General features: G+C 67.5%; 16 protein-coding genes. 3 read left to right on the top strand and 13 right to left on the bottom strand.

Annotation, left to right across the window (positions count from 1 at the left end; all coding sequences use genetic code 11):
* Positions 1–3: 3 nt before the first annotated feature.
* From lpxA to rpsB, 13 genes are all read right to left on the bottom strand, one after another.
* On the bottom strand, positions 4–792 hold the full coding sequence (gene lpxA, locus WT16_RS10105; protein ID WP_006026073.1) for an acyl-ACP--UDP-N-acetylglucosamine O-acyltransferase: 789 nt from the start codon (positions 790–792) through the stop codon (positions 4–6).
* A 58-nt stretch (positions 793–850) separates the two neighbouring features.
* The gene (gene fabZ, locus WT16_RS10110; protein ID WP_006026072.1) at positions 851–1,318 is read right to left on the bottom strand and encodes a 3-hydroxyacyl-ACP dehydratase FabZ; all 468 of its coding nucleotides are present in this window, start codon (positions 1,316–1,318) and stop codon (positions 851–853) included.
* A gap of 147 nt (positions 1,319–1,465) precedes the next feature.
* On the bottom strand, positions 1,466–2,551 hold the full coding sequence (lpxD, locus tag WT16_RS10115) for a UDP-3-O-(3-hydroxymyristoyl)glucosamine N-acyltransferase (RefSeq protein WP_063533256.1): 1,086 nt from the start codon (positions 2,549–2,551) through the stop codon (positions 1,466–1,468).
* A gap of 16 nt (positions 2,552–2,567) precedes the next feature.
* The gene (locus tag WT16_RS10120; RefSeq protein ID WP_006026070.1) at positions 2,568–3,071 is read right to left on the bottom strand and encodes an OmpH family outer membrane protein; all 504 of its coding nucleotides are present in this window, start codon (positions 3,069–3,071) and stop codon (positions 2,568–2,570) included.
* A 67-nt stretch (positions 3,072–3,138) separates the two neighbouring features.
* Positions 3,139–5,448, bottom strand: coding sequence for an outer membrane protein assembly factor BamA (gene bamA / locus WT16_RS10125; protein ID WP_045554835.1), 2,310 nt, complete (start codon positions 5,446–5,448; stop codon positions 3,139–3,141).
* Between the two features lie 64 nt (positions 5,449–5,512).
* Positions 5,513–6,904, bottom strand: a complete 1,392-nt coding sequence (gene rseP, locus WT16_RS10130) for an RIP metalloprotease RseP (RefSeq protein ID WP_063533257.1) — start codon at positions 6,902–6,904, stop codon at positions 5,513–5,515.
* A gap of 17 nt (positions 6,905–6,921) precedes the next feature.
* A complete protein-coding gene (locus WT16_RS10135) occupies positions 6,922–8,118 on the bottom strand; it encodes a 1-deoxy-D-xylulose-5-phosphate reductoisomerase (RefSeq protein WP_059934584.1) in 1,197 nt (398 codons plus the stop codon).
* A 14-nt stretch (positions 8,119–8,132) separates the two neighbouring features.
* Positions 8,133–8,954 (bottom strand): phosphatidate cytidylyltransferase, encoded by an 822-nt coding sequence (locus tag WT16_RS10140; protein WP_015601879.1) that lies wholly within the window; start codon positions 8,952–8,954, stop codon positions 8,133–8,135.
* The gene (uppS, locus tag WT16_RS10145) at positions 8,948–9,730 is read right to left on the bottom strand and encodes a polyprenyl diphosphate synthase (RefSeq protein WP_009912837.1); all 783 of its coding nucleotides are present in this window, start codon (positions 9,728–9,730) and stop codon (positions 8,948–8,950) included. Before uppS ends, WT16_RS10140 begins: the two co-directional genes overlap by 7 nt.
* 47 nt (positions 9,731–9,777) lie before the next feature.
* Positions 9,778–10,338 carry a ribosome recycling factor gene (gene frr, locus WT16_RS10150; protein ID WP_006026064.1) on the bottom strand — a complete coding sequence of 187 codons (561 nt, stop codon included), beginning with the start codon at positions 10,336–10,338 and terminating at the stop codon, positions 9,778–9,780.
* An 88-nt stretch (positions 10,339–10,426) separates the two neighbouring features.
* On the bottom strand, positions 10,427–11,140 hold the full coding sequence (pyrH, locus tag WT16_RS10155; protein WP_004193606.1) for a UMP kinase: 714 nt from the start codon (positions 11,138–11,140) through the stop codon (positions 10,427–10,429).
* A 178-nt stretch (positions 11,141–11,318) separates the two neighbouring features.
* Positions 11,319–12,200, bottom strand: a complete 882-nt coding sequence (gene tsf / locus WT16_RS10160) for a translation elongation factor Ts (RefSeq protein WP_006026063.1) — start codon at positions 12,198–12,200, stop codon at positions 11,319–11,321.
* Between the two features lie 180 nt (positions 12,201–12,380).
* Positions 12,381–13,124, bottom strand: a complete 744-nt coding sequence (gene rpsB / locus WT16_RS10165) for a 30S ribosomal protein S2 (RefSeq protein ID WP_009912840.1) — start codon at positions 13,122–13,124, stop codon at positions 12,381–12,383.
* 457 nt (positions 13,125–13,581) lie between these two features.
* Here rpsB and map point away from each other — a divergent pair, with 457 nt between their 5' ends.
* The 3 genes from map to WT16_RS34360 all read left to right on the top strand — a co-directional run bounded on the left by map (position 13,582) and on the right by WT16_RS34360 (position 18,748).
* Positions 13,582–14,397, top strand: a complete 816-nt coding sequence (gene map / locus WT16_RS10170) for a type I methionyl aminopeptidase (protein WP_063533258.1) — start codon at positions 13,582–13,584, stop codon at positions 14,395–14,397.
* A gap of 140 nt (positions 14,398–14,537) precedes the next feature.
* On the top strand, positions 14,538–17,114 hold the full coding sequence (locus WT16_RS10175; RefSeq protein WP_006026059.1) for a [protein-PII] uridylyltransferase: 2,577 nt from the start codon (positions 14,538–14,540) through the stop codon (positions 17,112–17,114).
* Positions 17,115–17,128: 14 nt separating this feature from the next.
* Positions 17,129–18,748, top strand: a complete 1,620-nt coding sequence (locus WT16_RS34360) for a pseudouridine synthase (protein ID WP_197486464.1) — start codon at positions 17,129–17,131, stop codon at positions 18,746–18,748.
* Positions 18,749–18,786: the final 38 nt, after the last annotated feature.

Consider the following 18,786-nt stretch of genomic DNA (forward strand, 5'->3'; position numbering starts at 1 on the left):
GCGTCAGCGAATGATGCCGCGCTGCGACGACTCGACGAAGTCGACGAGCGCCTTCACCGCCGCGTCGCCGTCGCCGCCCGCCTGCGCGAGCTCGCTCAACTGGACCTTCGCCTCTTCGAGCGACAGGTTGTTCTTGTACAGGATTCGGTACGCGCTGCGCAGCGCGGAAATCGCATCCGGCGCGAAGCCGCGGCGGCGCAGCCCTTCGACGTTGATCCCGTGCGGCTCGGCCTTGTTGCCTGCCGCGATCACGAACGGCGGAATGTCCTGCACGAGCGCCGACGCGCCGCCCAGCATCGAATGCGCGCCGATCCGCACGAACTGGTGAACGCCCGACATCCCGCCGACGATCGCCCAGTCGCCGATCTCGACGTGCCCGGCCATCTGCGCGTTGCTCGACAGGACCACATGGCTGCCGACGCGGCAGTCGTGGCCGATGTGCACGTACGCCATGATCCAGTTGTCGTCGCCGAGCGTCGTGACGCCCTTGTCCTGCACGGTGCCCGTGTGGATCGTCGTGAATTCGCGGATCGTGTTGCGATCGCCGATCACGAGCCGCGTCGGCTCGTCCTTGTACTTCATGTCCTGCGGGCGGCCGCCCACCGACGCGTAATGGCCGATGCGATTGTCTTCGCCGATCGCCGTATGGCCTTCGATCACGCTGTGCGAGCCGACCGTCGTGCGCGCGCCGATCGTCACGTTCGGACCGACGATCGCGTACGGGCCGACCTCGACCGTCTCGTGGAGCTGCGCGCCCGGCTCGATGATCGCCGTGGGGTGAATCCTGCTCATGCGCCGTTGCCTCTCAATGTCTATGTCGCGTTGCGTAGCCGTTGCGTGCCGCGCGCGCTCAGGGCGCCGCGTCGGCCGTCTTGACCGTGCACATCAGCTCGGCTTCCGCCGCGACCTTGCCGTCCACTTCCGCGACGGCCTTGAACTTCCAGATGCCGCGAATGTAGCGCTCGAACGTCACGTTCAGGATCAACTGGTCGCCCGGCTCGACGACGCGCTTGAAGCGCGCGTTGTCGATGCCGACGAAGTAGTACAGCGTGTTCTCCGGGTCCTTCGGCTCGGCCTCCGCGAACGTGAGGAGTGCGGCCGCCTGCGCGAGCGCCTCGATGATCAGCACGCCCGGCATCACCGGCCGCTTCGGGAAGTGGCCGGTGAAGAACGGCTCGTTGACCGTCACGTTCTTCAACGCTTTGATGGACTTGTGCGGTTCGAGTTCGAGCACGCGATCGACGAGCAGAATCGGATAGCGGTGCGGCAGCAGCGTGAGGATCTTGTGAATGTCGAAGTTGATTTTTTCAGTGCTCATGATGGTTCGTCTCACGCAATGGCTGCGCGGTGATGACTGCAAGTGCTGATGCGGGCCGCGTCGGGGAAGGCGGCGCGCGGGGTTCGGTCGACCGGCGCGGCGGGCAGCCTGCGAGTGCTGCGCCGCGCGTTTCCGGCCGACGTGGGTTCATGCGCCGCCGGCGTCGCCTTCCCGCGCGGCCAGCGCGGTTTCGAGCGCCTTGATCCGATCGCGCAGCTTGTCCAGGTTGCGCACGAGCGCCGCGCTCTTGTTCCAGTCGCCGTGCTCGACGGCCGGAAACGCGCTCGTATAGATGCCCGCCTTCGGCAGCGATTTTGACACGCCCGACTTCGCGGTGACGATCACGTAGTCGCCGAGCGTCACGTGCCCGGCGATGCCGACCGCGCCGCCGATCATGCAGTGCCTGCCGATCGTCGTGCTGCCCGCGATGCCCGCGCAGCCGGCGATCACGGTGTACGCGCCGATCCGGCAGTTGTGGCCGATCTGCACGAGGTTGTCGATCTTCACGCATTCGTCGATGACGGTGTCCGCCATCGCGCCGCGGTCGATCGTCGTGTTCGCGCCGATCTCGACGTCGGGGCCGACCTTCACGCCGCCGACCTGCGGAATCTTGACCCACGCGCCCGTGCGCGCGTCGCCTTCGCCGACGAAATCCGGCGCGAAGCCGAAGCCGTCGGAGCCGATCACGGCGCCCGAATGGACGATCGCGCGGGCTCCAAGCGTGCAGCCGTGATAGATCGTGACGTTCGGGTAAAGGTGCGAGTCGTCGCCGATCCGCGTGCCGCGGCCGACGAACACATTCGCGTCGAGCTGCACGCGCTCGCCGATCACGGCGCCCGCCTCGACGCTCACGTGCGGGCCGATCACGGCGCTCGCGGCGACCTGCGCGGCCGGGTCGATCGTCGCGCTCGGATGCACGCCCGCGGCGCGCTGCGGCGCGGCGAGATCGATGAACATCTGCGCGACGCGCGCGAAATACGCGTAGGGATTCGGCGTGACGATGAAATTGCGGCCGTTCGCGGCCGTGCCGAGCTTCTCCAGATCGCGCGGCGCGATCAGCACCGCGCCGGCGCCCGTCGTCTCGACCTGCGCCAGATACTTCGGATTCGCGAGGAACGCGAGCTGCCGCGGGCCCGCCTGATCGAGCGGCGCGAGAGCACCGACCTCGCACCGGCCGTCGCCGACGATCTCGCCGCCGAACCGCGCGACGAGCGCCTCAAGCGTCAATGCCATTCGACGTTCGCTCCGTTCAGTTCGACAGGCTCGAAGGCGATGCGAGCGCCTTCAGCACCTTGTCGGTGATGTCGATGCGCGGACTCACGTACACCGCTTCCTGCACGATCAGATCGTAGTTCTGCTGCTCGGCGATCTGCTTGATCACCTTGTTCGCCTTGTCGAGCACCGCCGCGAGCTCCTCGTTGCGGCGCTGGTTCAGATCCTCGCGGAACTCGCGCTGCTTGCGCTGGAAATCGGTGTCGAGCTGCGCGAGGTCGCGCTGCTTCTGCGCGCGGTCGTTGGCCGACATCGTCGGCCCGTTCCGGTCGAGCGCATCGGACATCGACTTCAGGCGCGCGGCCATGTCCTGCAGATCCTTGTCGCGCTTCGCGAACTCGGCTTCGAGCTTCGTCTGCGCGGCCTTCGCGGGCGCGGACTCGCGCAGGATCCGATCCGAATTGACGGCCGCGATGCGCGCGACGTCCTGCGCGTGCGCGGCCGTCGCGCCGAGCGCGGCCGCAAGCGCCAGCGCGCACATCACTCGTTTCGAAAACTTACCGGTTAACAAGATTACCCTCTCGATGCTGTAGTCAGTGCCTGATCGATCAGAACGCCGTCCCGATCTGGAACTGGAATTTCTGATACTGATCGCCTTCGTGCTTCTGCAGCGGGAAGCCCAAGCTCAGCTTGAGCGGCCCGATCGGCGAGATCCACGCGAGACCGACACCGTAGCCGTAGCGCAGGCCGTTCGCGCCCGTGCTCGTGCCGCCCGGCGCGTTGCCCCACACGTTGCCGCCGTCGAGGAACGTGAACACGCGCAGCGTGCGGTCATAGCCCGTGCCCGGCAGCGGGAACGTCAGCTCGATGTTGCCGACGACCATCTTCGAGCCGCCGATCGGATCGTTCGTCTTCGTGTCGCGCGGGCCGAGCGAGCTCGGCTCGTAGCCGCGCACGGAGCCGATACCGCCCGCGTAGTAGTTCTTGAAGATCGGGTACGGGTTGCCGATGCCGTTGCCGTAGCCCGCCTGGAGGTTCAGGCCGAGGATGAAGCCGCGCGCGAACGAGTAGTAGTACTGGCCCTGCACGTCCATCTTGTAGTACTGGATCTTGCCGACCGGCACGCCGTATTCGGCGTTCGCCTGCGTGAAGTAGCCGCGGCTCGGAATCAGCGCGCTGTCGCGCGCGTCGCGCGACCAGCCGATCGTGAGCGGCACCGTGTTCGACACGCGGCCGAACTCGTTCACGTAATCCTGGTACGACTGCGGCGTGTTCGTATCGACATCGAGGCGGTTCTGCTCGAAGCCCGCGCCGAAATAGACCGTGTCGGTTTCCGAGAACGGAATGCCGAACTTCAGGTTGCCGCCCGCCGTGATGATCCGGAAGCTCGAGTTCGTCGAGTAATAGAGCGGCTGGTACGTGCGGTAGAACACGTCGGTGATCCGCTTGATGCCGTCGACGGTGAAGTACGGGTCGACCTGCGTGACGGTCAGCGTGCGGTAGCTCTTCGCGGTGTTCACGTTCACCGCGAGGCTCGTGCCGGAGCCGAACACGTTGTCCTGCGAGATGCCGGCCGACAGCACGACCTTGTCCGTCGACGAGAAGCCCGCGCCGAGCGTGATCGCGCCCGTCGGCTTTTCGGCGACCTTCACGTTCACGTCGACCTGGTCGTTCGTGCCTTCGACGGGCACCGTCGTCACGTCGACGTCGGTGAAGTAGCCGAGACGGTTGACGCGGTCCTTCGACAGCGCGAGGCGGCTCGAATCGAACCACGAGCTCTCGAGCTGGCGCATCTCGCGCCGCACGACCTCGTCGCGCGTGCGCGTATTGCCGACGATGTTGATCCGCCGCACGTACACGCGGCGGCTCGGATCGACGACGAGCGTGAGGCCCACCTTGTGCGACGCCTGGTCGATCTCCGGCTGCGCGTTCACCGTCGCGAACGCATAGCCGTACTGGCCGAGCTTGTCGACGATCGCCTTCGTCGTCTGCTGCAGCTTCTCGGCCGAGAAGCGGTCGCCCGGCTTGATCTTGACGAGCTTCTCGAGCTCCGCCTGGCGATCCAGCAGATTGCCCGCGAGCTTCACGCTCGATACCGTGTACGGCTCGCCTTCGTGCAGCGCCACCGTCAGGTACATGTCCTTCTTGTCCGGCGAGATCGACACCTGCGTCGACTCGATGTTGAACTCCAGATACCCGCGGTTCAGGTAGTACGAGCGCACGTTCTCGAGGTCGCCCGTCAGCTTTTCCTTCGAGTACAGGTCGTTCTTCGTGTACCACGAGAACCAGTTCGGCGTCGACAACTGCATCTCGTCGCGCAGCGTGCTCGTCTTGAAAGCCTTGTTGCCGATGAAGTTGATCTGGCGGATCTTCGCGCTCGGGCCCTCGGCGACCGCGAACAGGATCGACACGCGGTTCGCGTCGACCGGCGTGACCGTCGTTGACACTTCCGCCGCGTAGAAGCCGCGCGTCAGGTACTGGCGCTTCAGCTCCTGCTCCGCCTTGTCGACGAGCGCCTTGTCGTAATAACGGCCCTGCGACAGGCCCACGGCCTTCAGCGCCTTGTTCAGGTTGTCCTTGTCGAATTCCTTGATGCCGGTGAAGTCGATCGACGCGATCGCCGGACGCTCCTGCACCTGGACGATCACGACGCTGCCCTGCGTCGCGATCCGCACGTCGTTGAAGAAGCCCGTCGCGTACAGCGCGCGAATCGCTTCGGATGCCTTGTCGTCGGTGAACGTGTCGCCCTGCTTGATCGGCAGGTAGGCGAACACGGAACCCGCTTCGACGCGCTGCAAGCCTTCGATCTTGATGTCCTGCACCACGAAGGGCGCCGTTGCGTGTGCCGCGAGGCCATGCGCGGCGAGCGCCGCGGCAGCAACCGTCTTAGGTACGAAGCGATGAGGTTTGAACAACATGCATCCCCAGTGTTTAAGCTTGCATCAGATCAGGCGGCCACCGTTGCGGCTGCCGCCCGACGCGTCAAAAATGGATTAACCGAGCCAGATCGTTGAACAGCGCGATCGCCGACAACGCGACGATGCAGATCAACCCCGCTCTTTGCAGAATCAGTTGCCAGCGCTCCGATACGGCCTTGCCGGTCGCGGCTTCAACCAGATAATATAACAGATGCCCCCCGTCCAAAACGGGAATCGGCAGCAAGTTCAGCACGCCGAGGCTAATGCTGACAAGGGCGAGAAACGATAGGAACGCCGACAAACCGAGCCTCGCGCTCTTGCCCGCATAGTCGGCGATCGTCACCGGGCCGGACAGGTTCTTCAGCGACGCCTCGCCCGTCACCATCCTGCCGAACATCTTCAGCGAATACACCGAGATGTCCCACGTGCGCCGCACGCCGAGCTCGACGCTCTCGAACGCGCCGTAGCGCACGTCGACGGTCGGCGTCTGCAGCGCGAGCGCCGCGCCGATGCGGCCCACCTGCTTGCCCGTCTCGTCGTCGCGCTGCGCCTGCGGCACGATCGACACCGTGCGCGCGACGCCAGCGCGCTCGATCCGCAACGCGAGCGCGCGGCCCGCGTGGGCCTTCACGTCGTCGATGAAACGCGTCGAGCCGCCGATGCGCGCGCCGTCGAGCGACACGAGCTTGTCGCCCGCCTGAAGCCCCGCCTGCTGCGCGGCGCCGCCCGGCAGCACCGACGTCACCGTCAGCGACCCGCCGCCCGGCTCGAAGCCGAGGCGCGACATGAAATCGTCGTCGATGTCGCGATTCGAGATGCCGTGCAGATCGACGCGGAAATCGTAGGTGGCGCCGTCCGCGCGATTGCGCGCGCCGAGCACGACGTCCTTGCGGTCGAACGCCGCACCGAGCAGCTTCCAGCGCAGATCGGCCCACGAGCGCACCGGCTCGGCGTCGCCGCCTTGTGCGTCGCCGGCGCCCGAGGCGCGGATCGACACGATCGTCTCGCCGCCGTCGAAACCCGCGACCGCGGCGGGCGTGCCGGCCGCGGGCGGCGCGACGATCGCTGCGGGCTCCGTCACGCCGGTCGCGAACACGGCCGAAAAGAGCGCGATCGCAAGCAGGAAATTCGCGATCGGGCCGGCCGCGACGATCGCGATCCGCTTGCCGACCGGTTGCCGGTTGAACGCGTGCGGCAGTTCGTTCGCGCGAATGCCGTCGCCGGGATCGCGCTCGTCGAGCATCTTCACGTAGCCGCCGAGCGGCAGCGCGGACAGCGTCCATTCGGTGCCCGTCCGCTTGCTGACCCAGCGCGCGACGGGCGCGCCGAAGCCGATCGAGAAGCGCAGCACCTTGACGCCGCACCAGCGCGCGACGCGGTAATGCCCGTACTCATGCACGACGACCAGCACGCCGATCGCCACCGCAAACGCGACCAGTTCGACCAGCACGTTCATGAGCGTATCGACTCCATTCAGGCGGCTCGCTCGACGCCGGGCGCGGGCAGCTTGTCGATGAACGTCGTCGCCGCGCGGCGCGCGGCGGCGTCGGCGTCGATCACGTCGTCGAGGCCGCCCGGCGTGCGATTGGACAGCCCGTTGAGCACCGCGTCGACCGTCTGCGCGATCGCGGTGAAGCGGATGCGGCGCGACAGGAACGCGTCGACCGCGATCTCGTTCGCCGCATTGAGCGCCGCGCTCGCGACGCCGCCCGCCTCGAGCGCCTCGATGGCAAGCGCGAGGCACGGGAAGCGCGCGTAATCGGGCTTCTCGAACGTGAGCGCCGCGATCTGCGCGAGATCGAGCTGCGCGACACCCGCGTCGACGCGCTCGGGGAACGCGAGCGCGTGCGCGATCGGCGTGCGCATGTCCGGATTGCCGAGCTGCGCGAGCACCGAGCCGTCGCGATACGACACGAGCGAGTGGATCACGCTCTGCGGATGGATCAGCACGTCGATGTGCTCGCTCGGCAGGCCGAACAGCCAGTGCGCCTCGATCACCTCGAGACCCTTGTTCATCATCGTCGCGGAATCGACGGAGATCTTGCGGCCCATCACCCAGTTCGGATGCTTGCACGCCTCGTCGGGCGTCACGCTCGCGAGCGTCGCGGGCTCGCGCGTGCGGAACGGGCCGCCCGACGCGGTCACGATGATCTTCGCGATGCCGCCGTGCCCGGCCGCGTCGCGCGGCATGCACTGGAAGATCGCGTTGTGCTCGCTGTCGACGGGCAGCAGGATCGCGCCGTGGTCGCGCACCGCGTCCATGAAGATCGCGCCCGACATCACGAGCGCCTCCTTGTTCGCGAGCAGGATGCGCTTGCCCGCGCGCGCGGCGGCAAGGCTCGGCGCGAGCCCCGCCGCGCCGACGATCGCCGCGACGACGGTGTCGCAGCCGTCGCTCGTCGATACGTCGACGAGCGCCTGCCGGCCGTGCGCAACCTGGGTCTTGCAGCCCGCGGCGCGCAATTGCGCTTCGACCCGCGCGGCGGTTTCGGCGTCGCCGACCACCGCGACGTCGGGCGCGAAGCGCAGGCACTGGGCGACGAGCTTGTCGCCGTTGCGGTGGGCCGTGAGCGCGTGAACCGCGAAGCGCTCCGGATGACGCGCGACGACGTCGAGCGTGCTGTCTCCGATCGAGCCCGTCGAACCGAGCAATGTCAGACGTTTTTGCATAATAGGGTCTAGTTTTAACCGAGCAGCAGCATCGCGAGCGGCAGCACGGGCAGCAGCGCGTCGACGCGGTCGAGCACGCCGCCGTGGCCGGGCAGGAGGCCGCTCGAGTCTTTCACGCCGGCCTGGCGCTTGAGCAGCGACTCGAACAGGTCGCCGACCACGCTGAACGCGACGAGCGCCGTGAGCGCCGCGAATGCGCCCGCCGCGCCGTAATGCGCGACGAACGCCGAATAAAGGGTCGGTTCGAAAGCGTGCGCCGCGACGGCCGCGCCGGCGACGATCGTCACCGCGAGCCAGCCGCCCGCCGCGCCTTCCCAGGTTTTGCCGGGGCTCACGGACGGCGCGAGCTTGTGCTTGCCGAACGCCTTTCCGGCAAAGTATGCGCCGATATCGGCGAGCCATACCACCAGCAGCAGCGACAACACGAAGGGTACGCCTTGCGCGCGCGCGGCGACGAGCGCGTGCCAGCACGCGGAAAAGACGATGAGGCCCGCGACGAGCAGGAACGGCTTCCATGCGCGCTCGGCGAGCGCCGGCTTGCGCCAGAGCGCATACGGGCCCGCCAGCAGCCAGAACACGCCCGCCGCCGCGAAAAGCGGCCGCGCGGCGTCCGCGCTGATGCCGAGCCGCGTGCTTGCGCCGAGCGCGAGCGCCGCGACCACCGCGTACGCGACGGGACCGATCCCGCCCAGCTTCAGGAGCCGCCCCCACTCCCACGCGGCGAACACGAGCGCGAGCGCGATCAGCGCGCCGAACGCGGCAAGCGGCGCGAACAGCGTCACGGGCAGCAGCACTGCCAGCAGCACGACCGCCGTGATGACACGGGTCTTCAGCATGAAAGGGAATCGGCGTCCTGGGCCTGGGGTTCGAGCTGCGCGCTCGTGCGGCCGAAGCGGCGTTCGCGGTGCGTGTACGACGCGAGCGCCTCGGCAAGCGCGCCGGCGTCGAAGTCCGGCCAGAATGTATCGGTGAAGTAGAACTCGGTGTACGCGAGCTGCCAGAGCAGGAAATTGCTGATCCGCTGCTCGCCGCCCGTGCGGATGAAGAGATCCGGCTCGGGCGCATAGGCCATCGCCAGATGGCGGGCGAACGCATCCTCGTCGACCTCGGCCGCGCGCCCTTCGCGCGCCGCCTCGTCGATGAGCTTCTGCGTCGCCTGCAGGATATCCCAACGACCGCCGTAGTTCGCGGCGATCGTCAGCGTCAGGCGCGTGTTGCGCGCGGTCTTCGTCTCCGCGCGGCGGATCAGCGCCTGGATGCGCGGCTCGAACTTCGTCAGATCGCCGATGACGCGCAGCCGGATGCCGTTCGCATGCAGCTTGCCGACTTCGCGCTCGAGCGCGGTGATGAACAGGCGCATCAGGAACGACACTTCGTCGTTCGGCCGGCGCCAGTTCTCGGAACTGAACGCGAAGAGCGTCAGGTATTCGACGCCCGCGCGCGCACATCCCTCGACGACCGAGCGCACCGCGTCGACGCCGCGCGTGTGTCCCGCGACGCGCGGCAGGCGGCGCTCGGTCGCCCAACGGCCGTTGCCGTCCATGATGATCGCGATGTGACGCGGCACGGCGGCGACGTCAGGCACGCGAACGGTAGAGCTGGTATAGGTCATGGCCGCTGAGACTGTAGCTGCAGGAAAAAGTGCGACGCAAGGCGGCTTCAGACCGTCATGATCTCCGCGTCCTTGGCCTGGACGAGCTTGTCGATCTCCGCGACGTGCTTGTCCGTCAGCTTCTGCACGTCGTCGCCCGCGCGGCGCTCGTCATCCTCGGAGATTTCCTTGTCCTTGACGAGCTTCTTGAGCTGCTCGTTCGCGTCGCGGCGCAGGTTGCGCACGGCGACCTTCGCCGTTTCGCCTTCGCCCTTGACGACCTTCGTCAGCTCGCGGCGGCGCTCTTCCGTGAGCGGCGGCATCGGCACGCGGATCAGATCGCCCGACGTCGCCGGATTCAGGCCCAGATCGGCCTCGCGGATCGCCTTCTCGACCTTCGCGACCATGTTCTTTTCCCACGGCTGCACGCCGATCGTGCGCGCGTCGACGAGCGTCAGGTTCGCGACCTGCGAGATCGGCACCATCGAACCGTAGTAGTCGACCTGCACATGATCGAGCAGACCGGTATGCGCACGGCCCGTACGGATCTTCGCCAGATCGTTCTTGAACGCTTCGATCGAGCGCTGCATCTTCTGCTCGACGCCCTTCTTGATATCAGCGACACTCATTTCAACCTCCGAACCTTCCGAACTTCAAAACGATGCGGGCAATGGCCAAAGGCGGCGCTTCGCGCCGCCCGTGCGCATCGGCGAGAGTTTACACGTGGACGAGCGTGCCCTCGTCCTCACCTTGAACGATACGTTTGAGCGCACCCGGCTTGTTGATCGAAAACACGCGAATCGGCAGCTTCTGGTCGCGGCACAGCGCGAACGCCGTCGCGTCCATCACCTGCAGGTTGCGGCCGATCGCCTCGTCGAAGCTGATCGACGAATAGCGCGTCGCGGACGGGTCCTTCTTCGGATCGGCCGAATAGACGCCGTCGACCTTCGTCGCCTTCAGCACCACCTCGGCGCCGACTTCCGAGCCGCGCAGCGCGGCCGCCGTGTCCGTCGTGAAGAACGGGTTGCCCGTGCCCGCCGCGAAGATCACGACCTTGCCCTCCTCGAGCTGGCGGATCGCGCGCGGGCGGATGTACGGCTCGACCACCTGGTCCATGCGCAGCGCCGATTGCACGCGCGCCTCGATGCCCGCGTGGCGCATTGCGTCCTGCAGCGCGAGCGCGTTCATCATCGTCGCGAGCATCCCCATGTAGTCGGCCGTCGCGCGGTCCATGCCGGCCGCGCCGCCCGCGACGCCGCGGAAGATGTTGCCGCCGCCGATCACGACCGCGAGCTGCGTGCCGAGACGCACGACTTCCGCGATGTCGGCGACCATCCGCTCGATCGTCGCGCGATTGATGCCGAAGGCATCGTCGCCCATCAGCGCTTCGCCGGAAAGTTTGAGGAGGACGCGTTTATAGGCATTGGGCATAGGGACTTCCGAGCGACGAGAGGATGACAAGCACGAACTGTAGGGGCGAAATGCTGATTCGAGCAAGCGCCGCCGGGCCGGGCTGGCTGTAAGCCCCGTCAGGCGGCGCTGCCGGCCGCGGCGGAACGGTCGCCCGCCGCGGGTCAAGCGTACTGCTGGTTACTGCTTTTACGACTGGTTACTGCTGCTTGGCGGCGGCGACCTGCGCGGCCACTTCCGCCGCGAAGTCGTCCTGGCGCTTCTCGATGCCTTCGCCGACCACGAAGAGGGCGAACTTCTGCACCGCCGCATTCGCGGCCTTCAGCATCTGCTCGATCGTCTGCTTGTCGTTCTTCACGAACGGCTGGTTCAGCAGCGACACTTCCTTCAGGAACTTCTGGACGCTGCCGTCGACCATCTTCGCGACGATCTCGGCCGGCTTGCCCGATTCCGCCGCCTTCTGCTCGGCGACGCGGCGCTCCTTCTCGATCAGCTCGGCCGGCACGTCGCTCGACGACAGCGAGACCGGCTTCATCGCCGCGACGTGCATCGCGACGTCCTTGCCGACCTGCTCTTGCTCGCCCGTGTACTCGACGATCACGCCGATGCGGCTGCCGTGCAGGTACGTCGCGAGCTTGTTCGACGTTTCGAAGCGGACGAAGCGGCGGATCGAGATGTTCTCGCCGATCTTGCCGACGAGCGCGAGGCGCACTTCGTCGACCGTCTTGCCGTCGAGCGGCAGCGCCGACAGCGCGGCGACGTCGGCCGGGTTCTGCGTCGCGACGAGTTCCGCGACCGTCTTCGCGAACGCGTTGAAATCGTCGTTCTTCGCGACGAAGTCGGTTTCGCAGTTCAGCTCGACGAGCGCGCCGGCATTCGCGCCGACGAACGATGCGACGACGCCTTCGGCCGTCACGCGCGACGCGGCCTTGCTCGCCTTGTTGCCGAGCTTCACGCGCAGCAGCTCTTCGGCCTTGCCCATGTCGCCGTCGGCTTCCGTCAGCGCCTTCTTGCACTCCATCATCGGTGCGTCGGTCTTCGCGCGCAGTTCTGCCACCATGCTTGCGGTAATTGCCGCCATCATTCGCTCCTTGAGTCTGTATTCACAACGCCGCCCGCACTTCGACGCAGGCGGCAGGCATTCGTTTCCGGACATCCGCGCAATTTTTGCGCCGCGTCAGCCCGGATCGGCCGCACAAAAAAGCGGCTTAAAAAAAGGGGGCTTGTTGAGAGCCCCCTTTTTGCGCCGGCTCGGGGCCGGTTACGCGTTTTCCTCGACGTATTCGTCGTCGCCGCCGCGCACCGCCTGGACCACTTCGTTGACCGCGTTCGTGCGGCCTTCGAGGATCGCGTCGGCGACGCCTTCGGCGTACAGCGCAACGGCCTTGCTCGAGTCGTCATTACCCGGGATCACGTAATCCACGCCTTCCGGCGAGTGGTTCGTATCGACCACGGCGATGACGGGCACGCCCAGCTTGTTCGCTTCGGTGACGGCGATCTTGTGGTAGCCGACGTCGACGACGAAGATCGCGTCCGGAATGCCGCCCATGTCCTTCACGCCGCCGATCGACTTCTGCAGCTTCGCGATTTCGCGTTCGAACAGGAGCGCTTCCTTCTTGCTCATCTTCTCGAGCTCGCCCGCCTCGACCGCCGCTTCCATGTCCTTCAGGCGCTTGATCGACACCTTCAGCGTCTTGAAGTTGGTCATCATGCCGCCGAGCCAGCGAGCGTTCACATACGGCATGCCCGCGCGCTGCGCTTCCTGGGCGATCGTGTCGCGCGACTGGCGCTTCGTGCCGACGAAAAGGATCGTGCCCCGATTCGCCGCGAGCTGACGCACGTACTTCTGTGCGTCGTTGAACATCGGCAGCGTCTTTTCGAGGTTGATGATGTGAATCTTGTTGCGGTGGCCGAAGATGAAGGGAGCCATCTTCGGGTTCCAGAAACGCGTCTGGTGGCCGAAGTGGACACCGGCTTCCAGCATTTGGCGCATCGTGACTGCCATTTGTATTTCTCCACGAGGGTTTGGGTCTTAAGCCGGCTGCCGTATCATGGCGCGACGGCGGGCACTCGCCTCTTCCGTTCGCGCCGCGACACCCTGGGTGCGCCGGCTCGCGATTCGGCGCGCGCTCCGAAACCATCCGAAAGCTTCGCGCCGCCAGCCTTCGCCGCGACCGCCGCCCGAGCGAAAACTCCAACGGTTCCCGCGCAAGACAAAAATAGCGATTTCAGCGTCGACTTAGCCAATAAGTATAGCACGCAGGCGTGACGCCCCTCAAGTCGCCCGCTGCTTTCGCCGGGCCGGGCGCGCGCCCGGCCGCCGCAGGACGGCTTACCCTCGGCCATCCGACTGCGCCGGAATTCACGCCAAAATTCGCGCTGCGCCGGTCCGCGAAGGGCTGCGACGGCAGGAATAAGGTGCGATAATTGCGTGTAATTCACCGCATTTCAGGCATCGACTCATGGCTATTACGCTCAAAAACGAACACGACATCGCGCAGATGCGCATCGCCTGCCGTCTCGCGAGCGAAGTGCTCGACTACATCACGCCGTTCGTCGTCGCCGGCGTGACGACGGGCGAACTCGATCGCCTCTGCCACGAGTACATGGTCAACGTGCAGGGCACGGTGCCCGCGCCGCTCAACTACCAGCCGCCCGGCTACCCGCCGTTCCCGAAGGCGACCTGCACGTCGGTCAACGACGTGATCTGCCACGGCATTCCGGGCGACAAGACGCTCAAGAACGGCGACGCGCTGAACATCGACATCACCGTCATCAAGAACGGCTATTTCGGCGACACGAGCCGGATGTTCATCGTCGGCGAGGGCTCGATCCTCGCGAAGCGCCTCGTGCAAACCACCTACGAATGCATGTGGCTCGGCATCGACCAGGTGAAGCCCGGCGCGCATCTCGGCGACATCGGCCACGCGATCCAGAAGCACGCGGAGGCGCAAGGCTACAGCGTCGTGCGCGAATACTGCGGCCACGGCATCGGCACGGTGTTCCATGAGGACCCGCAGGTCGTCCACTACGGACGCCCGGGCACGGGCATCGAGCTCAAGCCCGGCATGATCTTCACGATCGAGCCGATGATCAACGCCGGCAAGCGCGACATCCGCACGATGCCCGACCAGTGGACCGTCAAGACCCGCGACCGCAGCCTGTCCGCGCAGTGGGAACACACGATCCTCGTCACGGAGACGGGCCACGAGGTGCTGACGGTGTCGGCCGGCACGCCGGCGCGCCCGACGTTCGCCGCGCCGGCGACGGCGGCTTGAGCGGCTTGAGCGGCTTGCCGCGCGCTTTGTGCGCATCGACGTCCGCTTCGCACGCTTGACGCTTGTTCAGCTTGATTTAGCCAGGTAGCCGCCCGCGTCATCGCGCGCGGCCGTTCAACCGCCCAATTCGATCGCCGCCCATGAGCGCATCCGTCGCCGCGCCGCCTCACGCGCTGTCGCGCAAAGCCGAATTCAAGGCCGCGAAGGCCGGGTTGCTCGCACGCTTCAAGACCGCGACCAACGTCACGCCGCTGATGCACGCGCTGTCGCGCGCGACCGACGACGCGCTGCGCCGTCTGTGGCAGGAATGCGGGCTGCCCGCGACGCTCGCGCTCGTCGCGGTCGGCGGCTTCGGGCGCGGCGAGCTGTCGCCGCATTCGGACGTCGACATCCTCGTGCTGCTGCCCGATGCGCACGCGAGCGAGCTCGACGAACGGATCGAGCGCTTCATCGGCATGGCGTGGGATCTCGGGCTCGAGATCGGCAGCAGCGTGCGCACAGTCGACCAGTGCATCGAGGAGGCGTCGCAGGACGTCACCGTGCAGACGTCGCTGCTCGAGGCGCGCCGCATCGTCGGCAGCACGACGCTCTTCGAGCGCTTCATGCTGCGCTACCGCGAGGCGCTCGACGCGCGCGCGTTCTTCCAGGCGAAGGTGCTCGAGATGCGCCAGCGCCATGCGAAGTTCCAGGACACGCCATACAGCCTCGAGCCGAACGTGAAGGAAAGCCCGGGCGGCCTGCGCGATCTGCAGACGATTCTCTGGATCGCGCGCGCGGCGGGCTTCGGCAGTAGCTGGCGCGAGCTCGACACGCGCGGGCTCATCACCGATCGCGAGGCGCGCGAGCTGCGCCGCAACGAAGGCTTCCTGAAGACGCTGCGGGCGCGGCTGCACGTGATCGCCGGGCGGCGCCAGGACATCCTCGTGTTCGACCTGCAGACTCAGGCGGCCGAGAGCTTCGGCTATCAGCCGACGCCCGCGAAGCGCGCGAGCGAGCAACTGATGCGGCGCTACTACTGGGCCGCGAAGGCGGTCACGCAGCTCGCGACGATCCTGATCCAGAACATCGAGGCGCAACTCTTCCCGGCGACGAGCGGCGTCACGCGCGTGCTGTCGCCCGGGCGCTTCGTCGAGAAGCAGGGCATGCTCGAGATCGCCGCGGACGACGTGTTCGAGCGCCACCCGGACGCGATCCTCGAAGCGTTCCTGCTGTACGAGGCGACGCGCGGCGTGAAGGGCCTGTCCGCGCGCACGCTGCGCGCGCTCTACAACTCGCGCGACGTGATGAACAACGCGTGGCGGCGCGATCCGCGCAACCGCCGCACGTTCATGCAGATCCTGCAGCAGCCGGAAGGCATCACGCACGCATTCCGCCTGATGAACCAGACGAGCGTGCTCGGCCGCTATCTGCTGAACTTCCGGCGGATCGTCGGCCAGATGCAGCACGACCTGTACCACGTGTACACGGTCGATCAGCACATCCTGATGGTGCTGCGCAACATCCGGCGCTTCGCGGTGGCCGAGCACGCGCACGAATATCCGTTCTGCAGCCAGTTGATCGTGAACTTCGAGCGGCCTTGGGTGCTGTACGTCGCCGCCCTCTTCCACGACATCGCGAAAGGCCGCGGCGGCGACCACTCGGCGCTCGGGATGGCCGACGCGCGGCGTTTCTGCCGCGAGCACGGGATCGAGGGCGACGATGCGGCGCTCGTCGTCTGGCTCGTCCAGCATCACCTGACGATGAGCCAGGTCGCGCAAAAGCAGGACACGAGCGACCCGGAAGTGATCAAGCGCTTCGCGGACCTCGTCGGCAGCGAACGGCGGCTGACCGCGCTCTATCTGCTGACCGTCGCCGACATCCGCGGCACCAGCCCGAAGGTGTGGAACACCTGGAAGGGCAAGCTGCTCGAGGATCTGTATCGCGCGACGCTCGCCGTGCTGGGCGGCGCGCAGCCCGACGCGCATTCGGAGCTGAAGACGCGGCAGGAGGAGGCGCTCGCGCTGCTGCGCCTCGAAACCGTGCCGCCCGACGCGCACCGCGCGCTGTGGGACCAGCTCGACGTCGGCTACTTCCTGCGCCACGACGCGGCCGACATCGCGTGGCAGACCCGCGTGCTGTACCGGCACGTCGAGGCCGACACCGCGATCGTCCGCGCGCGGCCGTCGCCCGTCGGCGACGCGCTGCAGGTGCTCGTCTACGTGAAGGACCGCTCGGACCTGTTCGCGGGCATCTGCGCGTACTTCGACCGCAACGGGCTGTCGGTGCTCGACGCGCGCGTGAACACGACGCGCCACGGCTACGCGCTCGACAACTTCATCGTCACGCAGACCGAGCGCGACGTGCAATACCGCGACATCGCGAACCTCGTCGAGCAGCAGCTCGCCGCGCGCCTCGCCGAATCGGCGCCGCTGCCCGAGCCGTCGAAGGGGCGGCTCTCGCGGCTGTCGCGCACGTTCCCGATCACGCCGCGCGTCGACCTGCGGGCCGACGAGCGTGGCCAGTACTACATTCTGTCCGTGTCCGCGAACGACCGGCCAGGCCTTCTTTATTCGATCGCGCGCGTGCTGGCCGAGCACCGGGTCGGCGTCCATGCGGCGCGGATCAATACGCTCGGCGAACGCGTCGAGGACGTCTTCATGCTCGACGGCACCGGCTTGTCCGACAACCGTCTGCAGATCCAAGTCGAAACCGAGTTGCTGCGCGCGATCGCAGTGTGAGTGTTCCAGCGTTTATGCGCACAAAATTGACCGTCAAGAATCCGCGCCCGGCGACGCCCGGCCGCGCCCCCGTCCGTTCCGGCAGCCTTACCGCGCGCAAGGTCGCGCGGCCCGACCCGAAAGCGGCTGGCGCGAAGCCGGCCGCGGCGAAGCCTGGGGCGAAGTCCGCTGCATCAGCGTCCGCGGCAAAGCCATCGGCGCCGCGCGGCGCGGCGGCCGCCGCGCAAAAACGCGCGGGCGTGCCGGCTCGTCCGGCGGCATCCGAAGGCAAGCGCGTCGCGAAGCCGCGCGCCGCGCATGACGCCGGCCGCGCGGGCGACGAACGCGCGGCGGCCAAGCGTGCCGGCGCGCCCGGCGCAGCAGCCGGCGAGCGCGTGCGCCGCACTGATGCGAAGCCGGAGCGTCGCACGGCCGACCGCGCAGCCGCGCGCGACGAGCGGCCGTCGCGCAGCCCGGGCGCGCGCTCGTCCGATCCAGGCGCGCGCGGCGCGACGGGCGCGAAATTCGGCGGTGCGCCGCGCACCGAGGCGCGTCGCGCGGACGGCCCGTCACCCCGCGCGGACGGCCGCGGCGCGCGCGGCGCGTCGTCGTCGTTCGCGGGCAAGAGCGCGACGACCGGCAAGCGTGCGCCGCAGCGCGCCGACGATCGCCACGGCGCATCCGCAAAGCGCACGTCGCCGCGCACCGAGCGTACCGAACGCACGGCGCGCTTCGACAACCGCTCGGCAACCCGCGCGAGCGCGTCCGACGATCGCCGCCCCGCCGCCCGCGCGACGACAGGCGCGCGCCTGAAAGCCGCGCAACCGGTCAAGCGCCGCATCGGCGGGCCGGATGAAACCGCCGCCCAGGGCGACCGAGTTGACCGGGGCGATGAAACGGGCCTCGTGCGCCTGTCGAAGCGGATGTCCGAACTCGGCCTCTGCTCGCGCCGCGAAGCGGACGAATGGATCGAGAAAGGCTGGGTGCTCGTCGACGGCGAGCGCATCGACACGCTCGGCACGAAGGTGCGCGCCGACCAGCGCATCGAGATCGATTCGAACGCGCGCGCCGCGCAGGCCGCGCAAGTGACGATCCTGCTGCACAAGCCGGTCGGCTACGTGTCGGGCCAGGCGGAGGACGGCTACGCGCCCGCCGCGACGCTCGTCACGCGCGAGAACCACTGGAGCGGCGACCGCTCGCCGCTGCGCTTCTCGCCGCAGCACCTGCGCGCGCTCGCGCCCGCGGGCCGGCTCGACATCGATTCGACGGGCCTTCTCGTGCTGACGCAGAACGGCCGCGTCGCGAAACAACTGATCGGCGAGCAATCCGACATCGACAAGGAATATCTGGTGCGCGTGCGCTTCGGCGAGCGCACGGCCGACATCGAGCGACACTTCCCCGCCGAGTCGCTCGCGAAGCTGCGCCACGGCCTGGAGCTCGACGGCGCGCCGCTCAAGCCCGCGATGGTCAGTTGGCAGAACGGCGAGCAGTTGCGCTTCGTGCTGCGCGAAGGCAAGAAGCGCCAGATTCGCCGGATGTGCGAGCTCGTCGGTCTCGAGGTGATCGGCCTGAAGCGCGTGCGGATGGGCCGCGTGATGCTGGGCGCGCTGCCGCAAGGCCAGTGGCGCTATCTCGGGCTGGACGAGTCGTTCTGAGCGCGACGGCCGTGCGCCCGGGGGCCGCGCAATAGCGG

It is taken from the genome of Burkholderia sp. MSMB1589WGS, assembly GCF_001636105.1.
GTDB lineage: Bacteria > Pseudomonadota > Gammaproteobacteria > Burkholderiales > Burkholderiaceae > Burkholderia > Burkholderia humptydooensis.

Excerpts from the sequence above, each read along its gene's own strand:
- lpxA (WP_006026073.1), bottom strand. The coding sequence starts at position 792 with ATGAGCAGGATTCACCCCACGGCGATCATCGAGCCGGGCGCGCAGCTC.
- fabZ (WP_006026072.1), bottom strand. The coding sequence starts at position 1,318 with ATGAGCACTGAAAAAATCAACTTCGACATTCACAAGATCCTCACGCTG.
- lpxD (WP_063533256.1), bottom strand. The coding sequence starts at position 2,551 with ATGGCATTGACGCTTGAGGCGCTCGTCGCGCGGTTCGGCGGCGAGATC.
- WT16_RS10120 (WP_006026070.1), bottom strand. The coding sequence starts at position 3,071 with ATGTGCGCGCTGGCGCTTGCGGCCGCGCTCGGCGCGACGGCCGCGCAC.
- bamA (WP_045554835.1), bottom strand. The coding sequence starts at position 5,448 with ATGTTGTTCAAACCTCATCGCTTCGTACCTAAGACGGTTGCTGCCGCG.
- rseP (WP_063533257.1), bottom strand. The coding sequence starts at position 6,904 with ATGAACGTGCTGGTCGAACTGGTCGCGTTTGCGGTGGCGATCGGCGTG.
- WT16_RS10135 (WP_059934584.1), bottom strand. The coding sequence starts at position 8,118 with ATGCAAAAACGTCTGACATTGCTCGGTTCGACGGGCTCGATCGGAGAC.
- WT16_RS10140 (WP_015601879.1), bottom strand. The coding sequence starts at position 8,954 with ATGCTGAAGACCCGTGTCATCACGGCGGTCGTGCTGCTGGCAGTGCTG.
- uppS (WP_009912837.1), bottom strand. The coding sequence starts at position 9,730 with ATGACCTATACCAGCTCTACCGTTCGCGTGCCTGACGTCGCCGCCGTG.
- frr (WP_006026064.1), bottom strand. The coding sequence starts at position 10,338 with ATGAGTGTCGCTGATATCAAGAAGGGCGTCGAGCAGAAGATGCAGCGC.
- pyrH (WP_004193606.1), bottom strand. The coding sequence starts at position 11,140 with ATGCCCAATGCCTATAAACGCGTCCTCCTCAAACTTTCCGGCGAAGCG.
- tsf (WP_006026063.1), bottom strand. The coding sequence starts at position 12,200 with ATGGCGGCAATTACCGCAAGCATGGTGGCAGAACTGCGCGCGAAGACC.
- rpsB (WP_009912840.1), bottom strand. The coding sequence starts at position 13,124 with ATGGCAGTCACGATGCGCCAAATGCTGGAAGCCGGTGTCCACTTCGGC.
- map (WP_063533258.1), top strand. The coding sequence starts at position 13,582 with ATGGCTATTACGCTCAAAAACGAACACGACATCGCGCAGATGCGCATC.
- WT16_RS10175 (WP_006026059.1), top strand. The coding sequence starts at position 14,538 with ATGAGCGCATCCGTCGCCGCGCCGCCTCACGCGCTGTCGCGCAAAGCC.
- WT16_RS34360 (WP_197486464.1), top strand. The coding sequence starts at position 17,129 with ATGCGCACAAAATTGACCGTCAAGAATCCGCGCCCGGCGACGCCCGGC.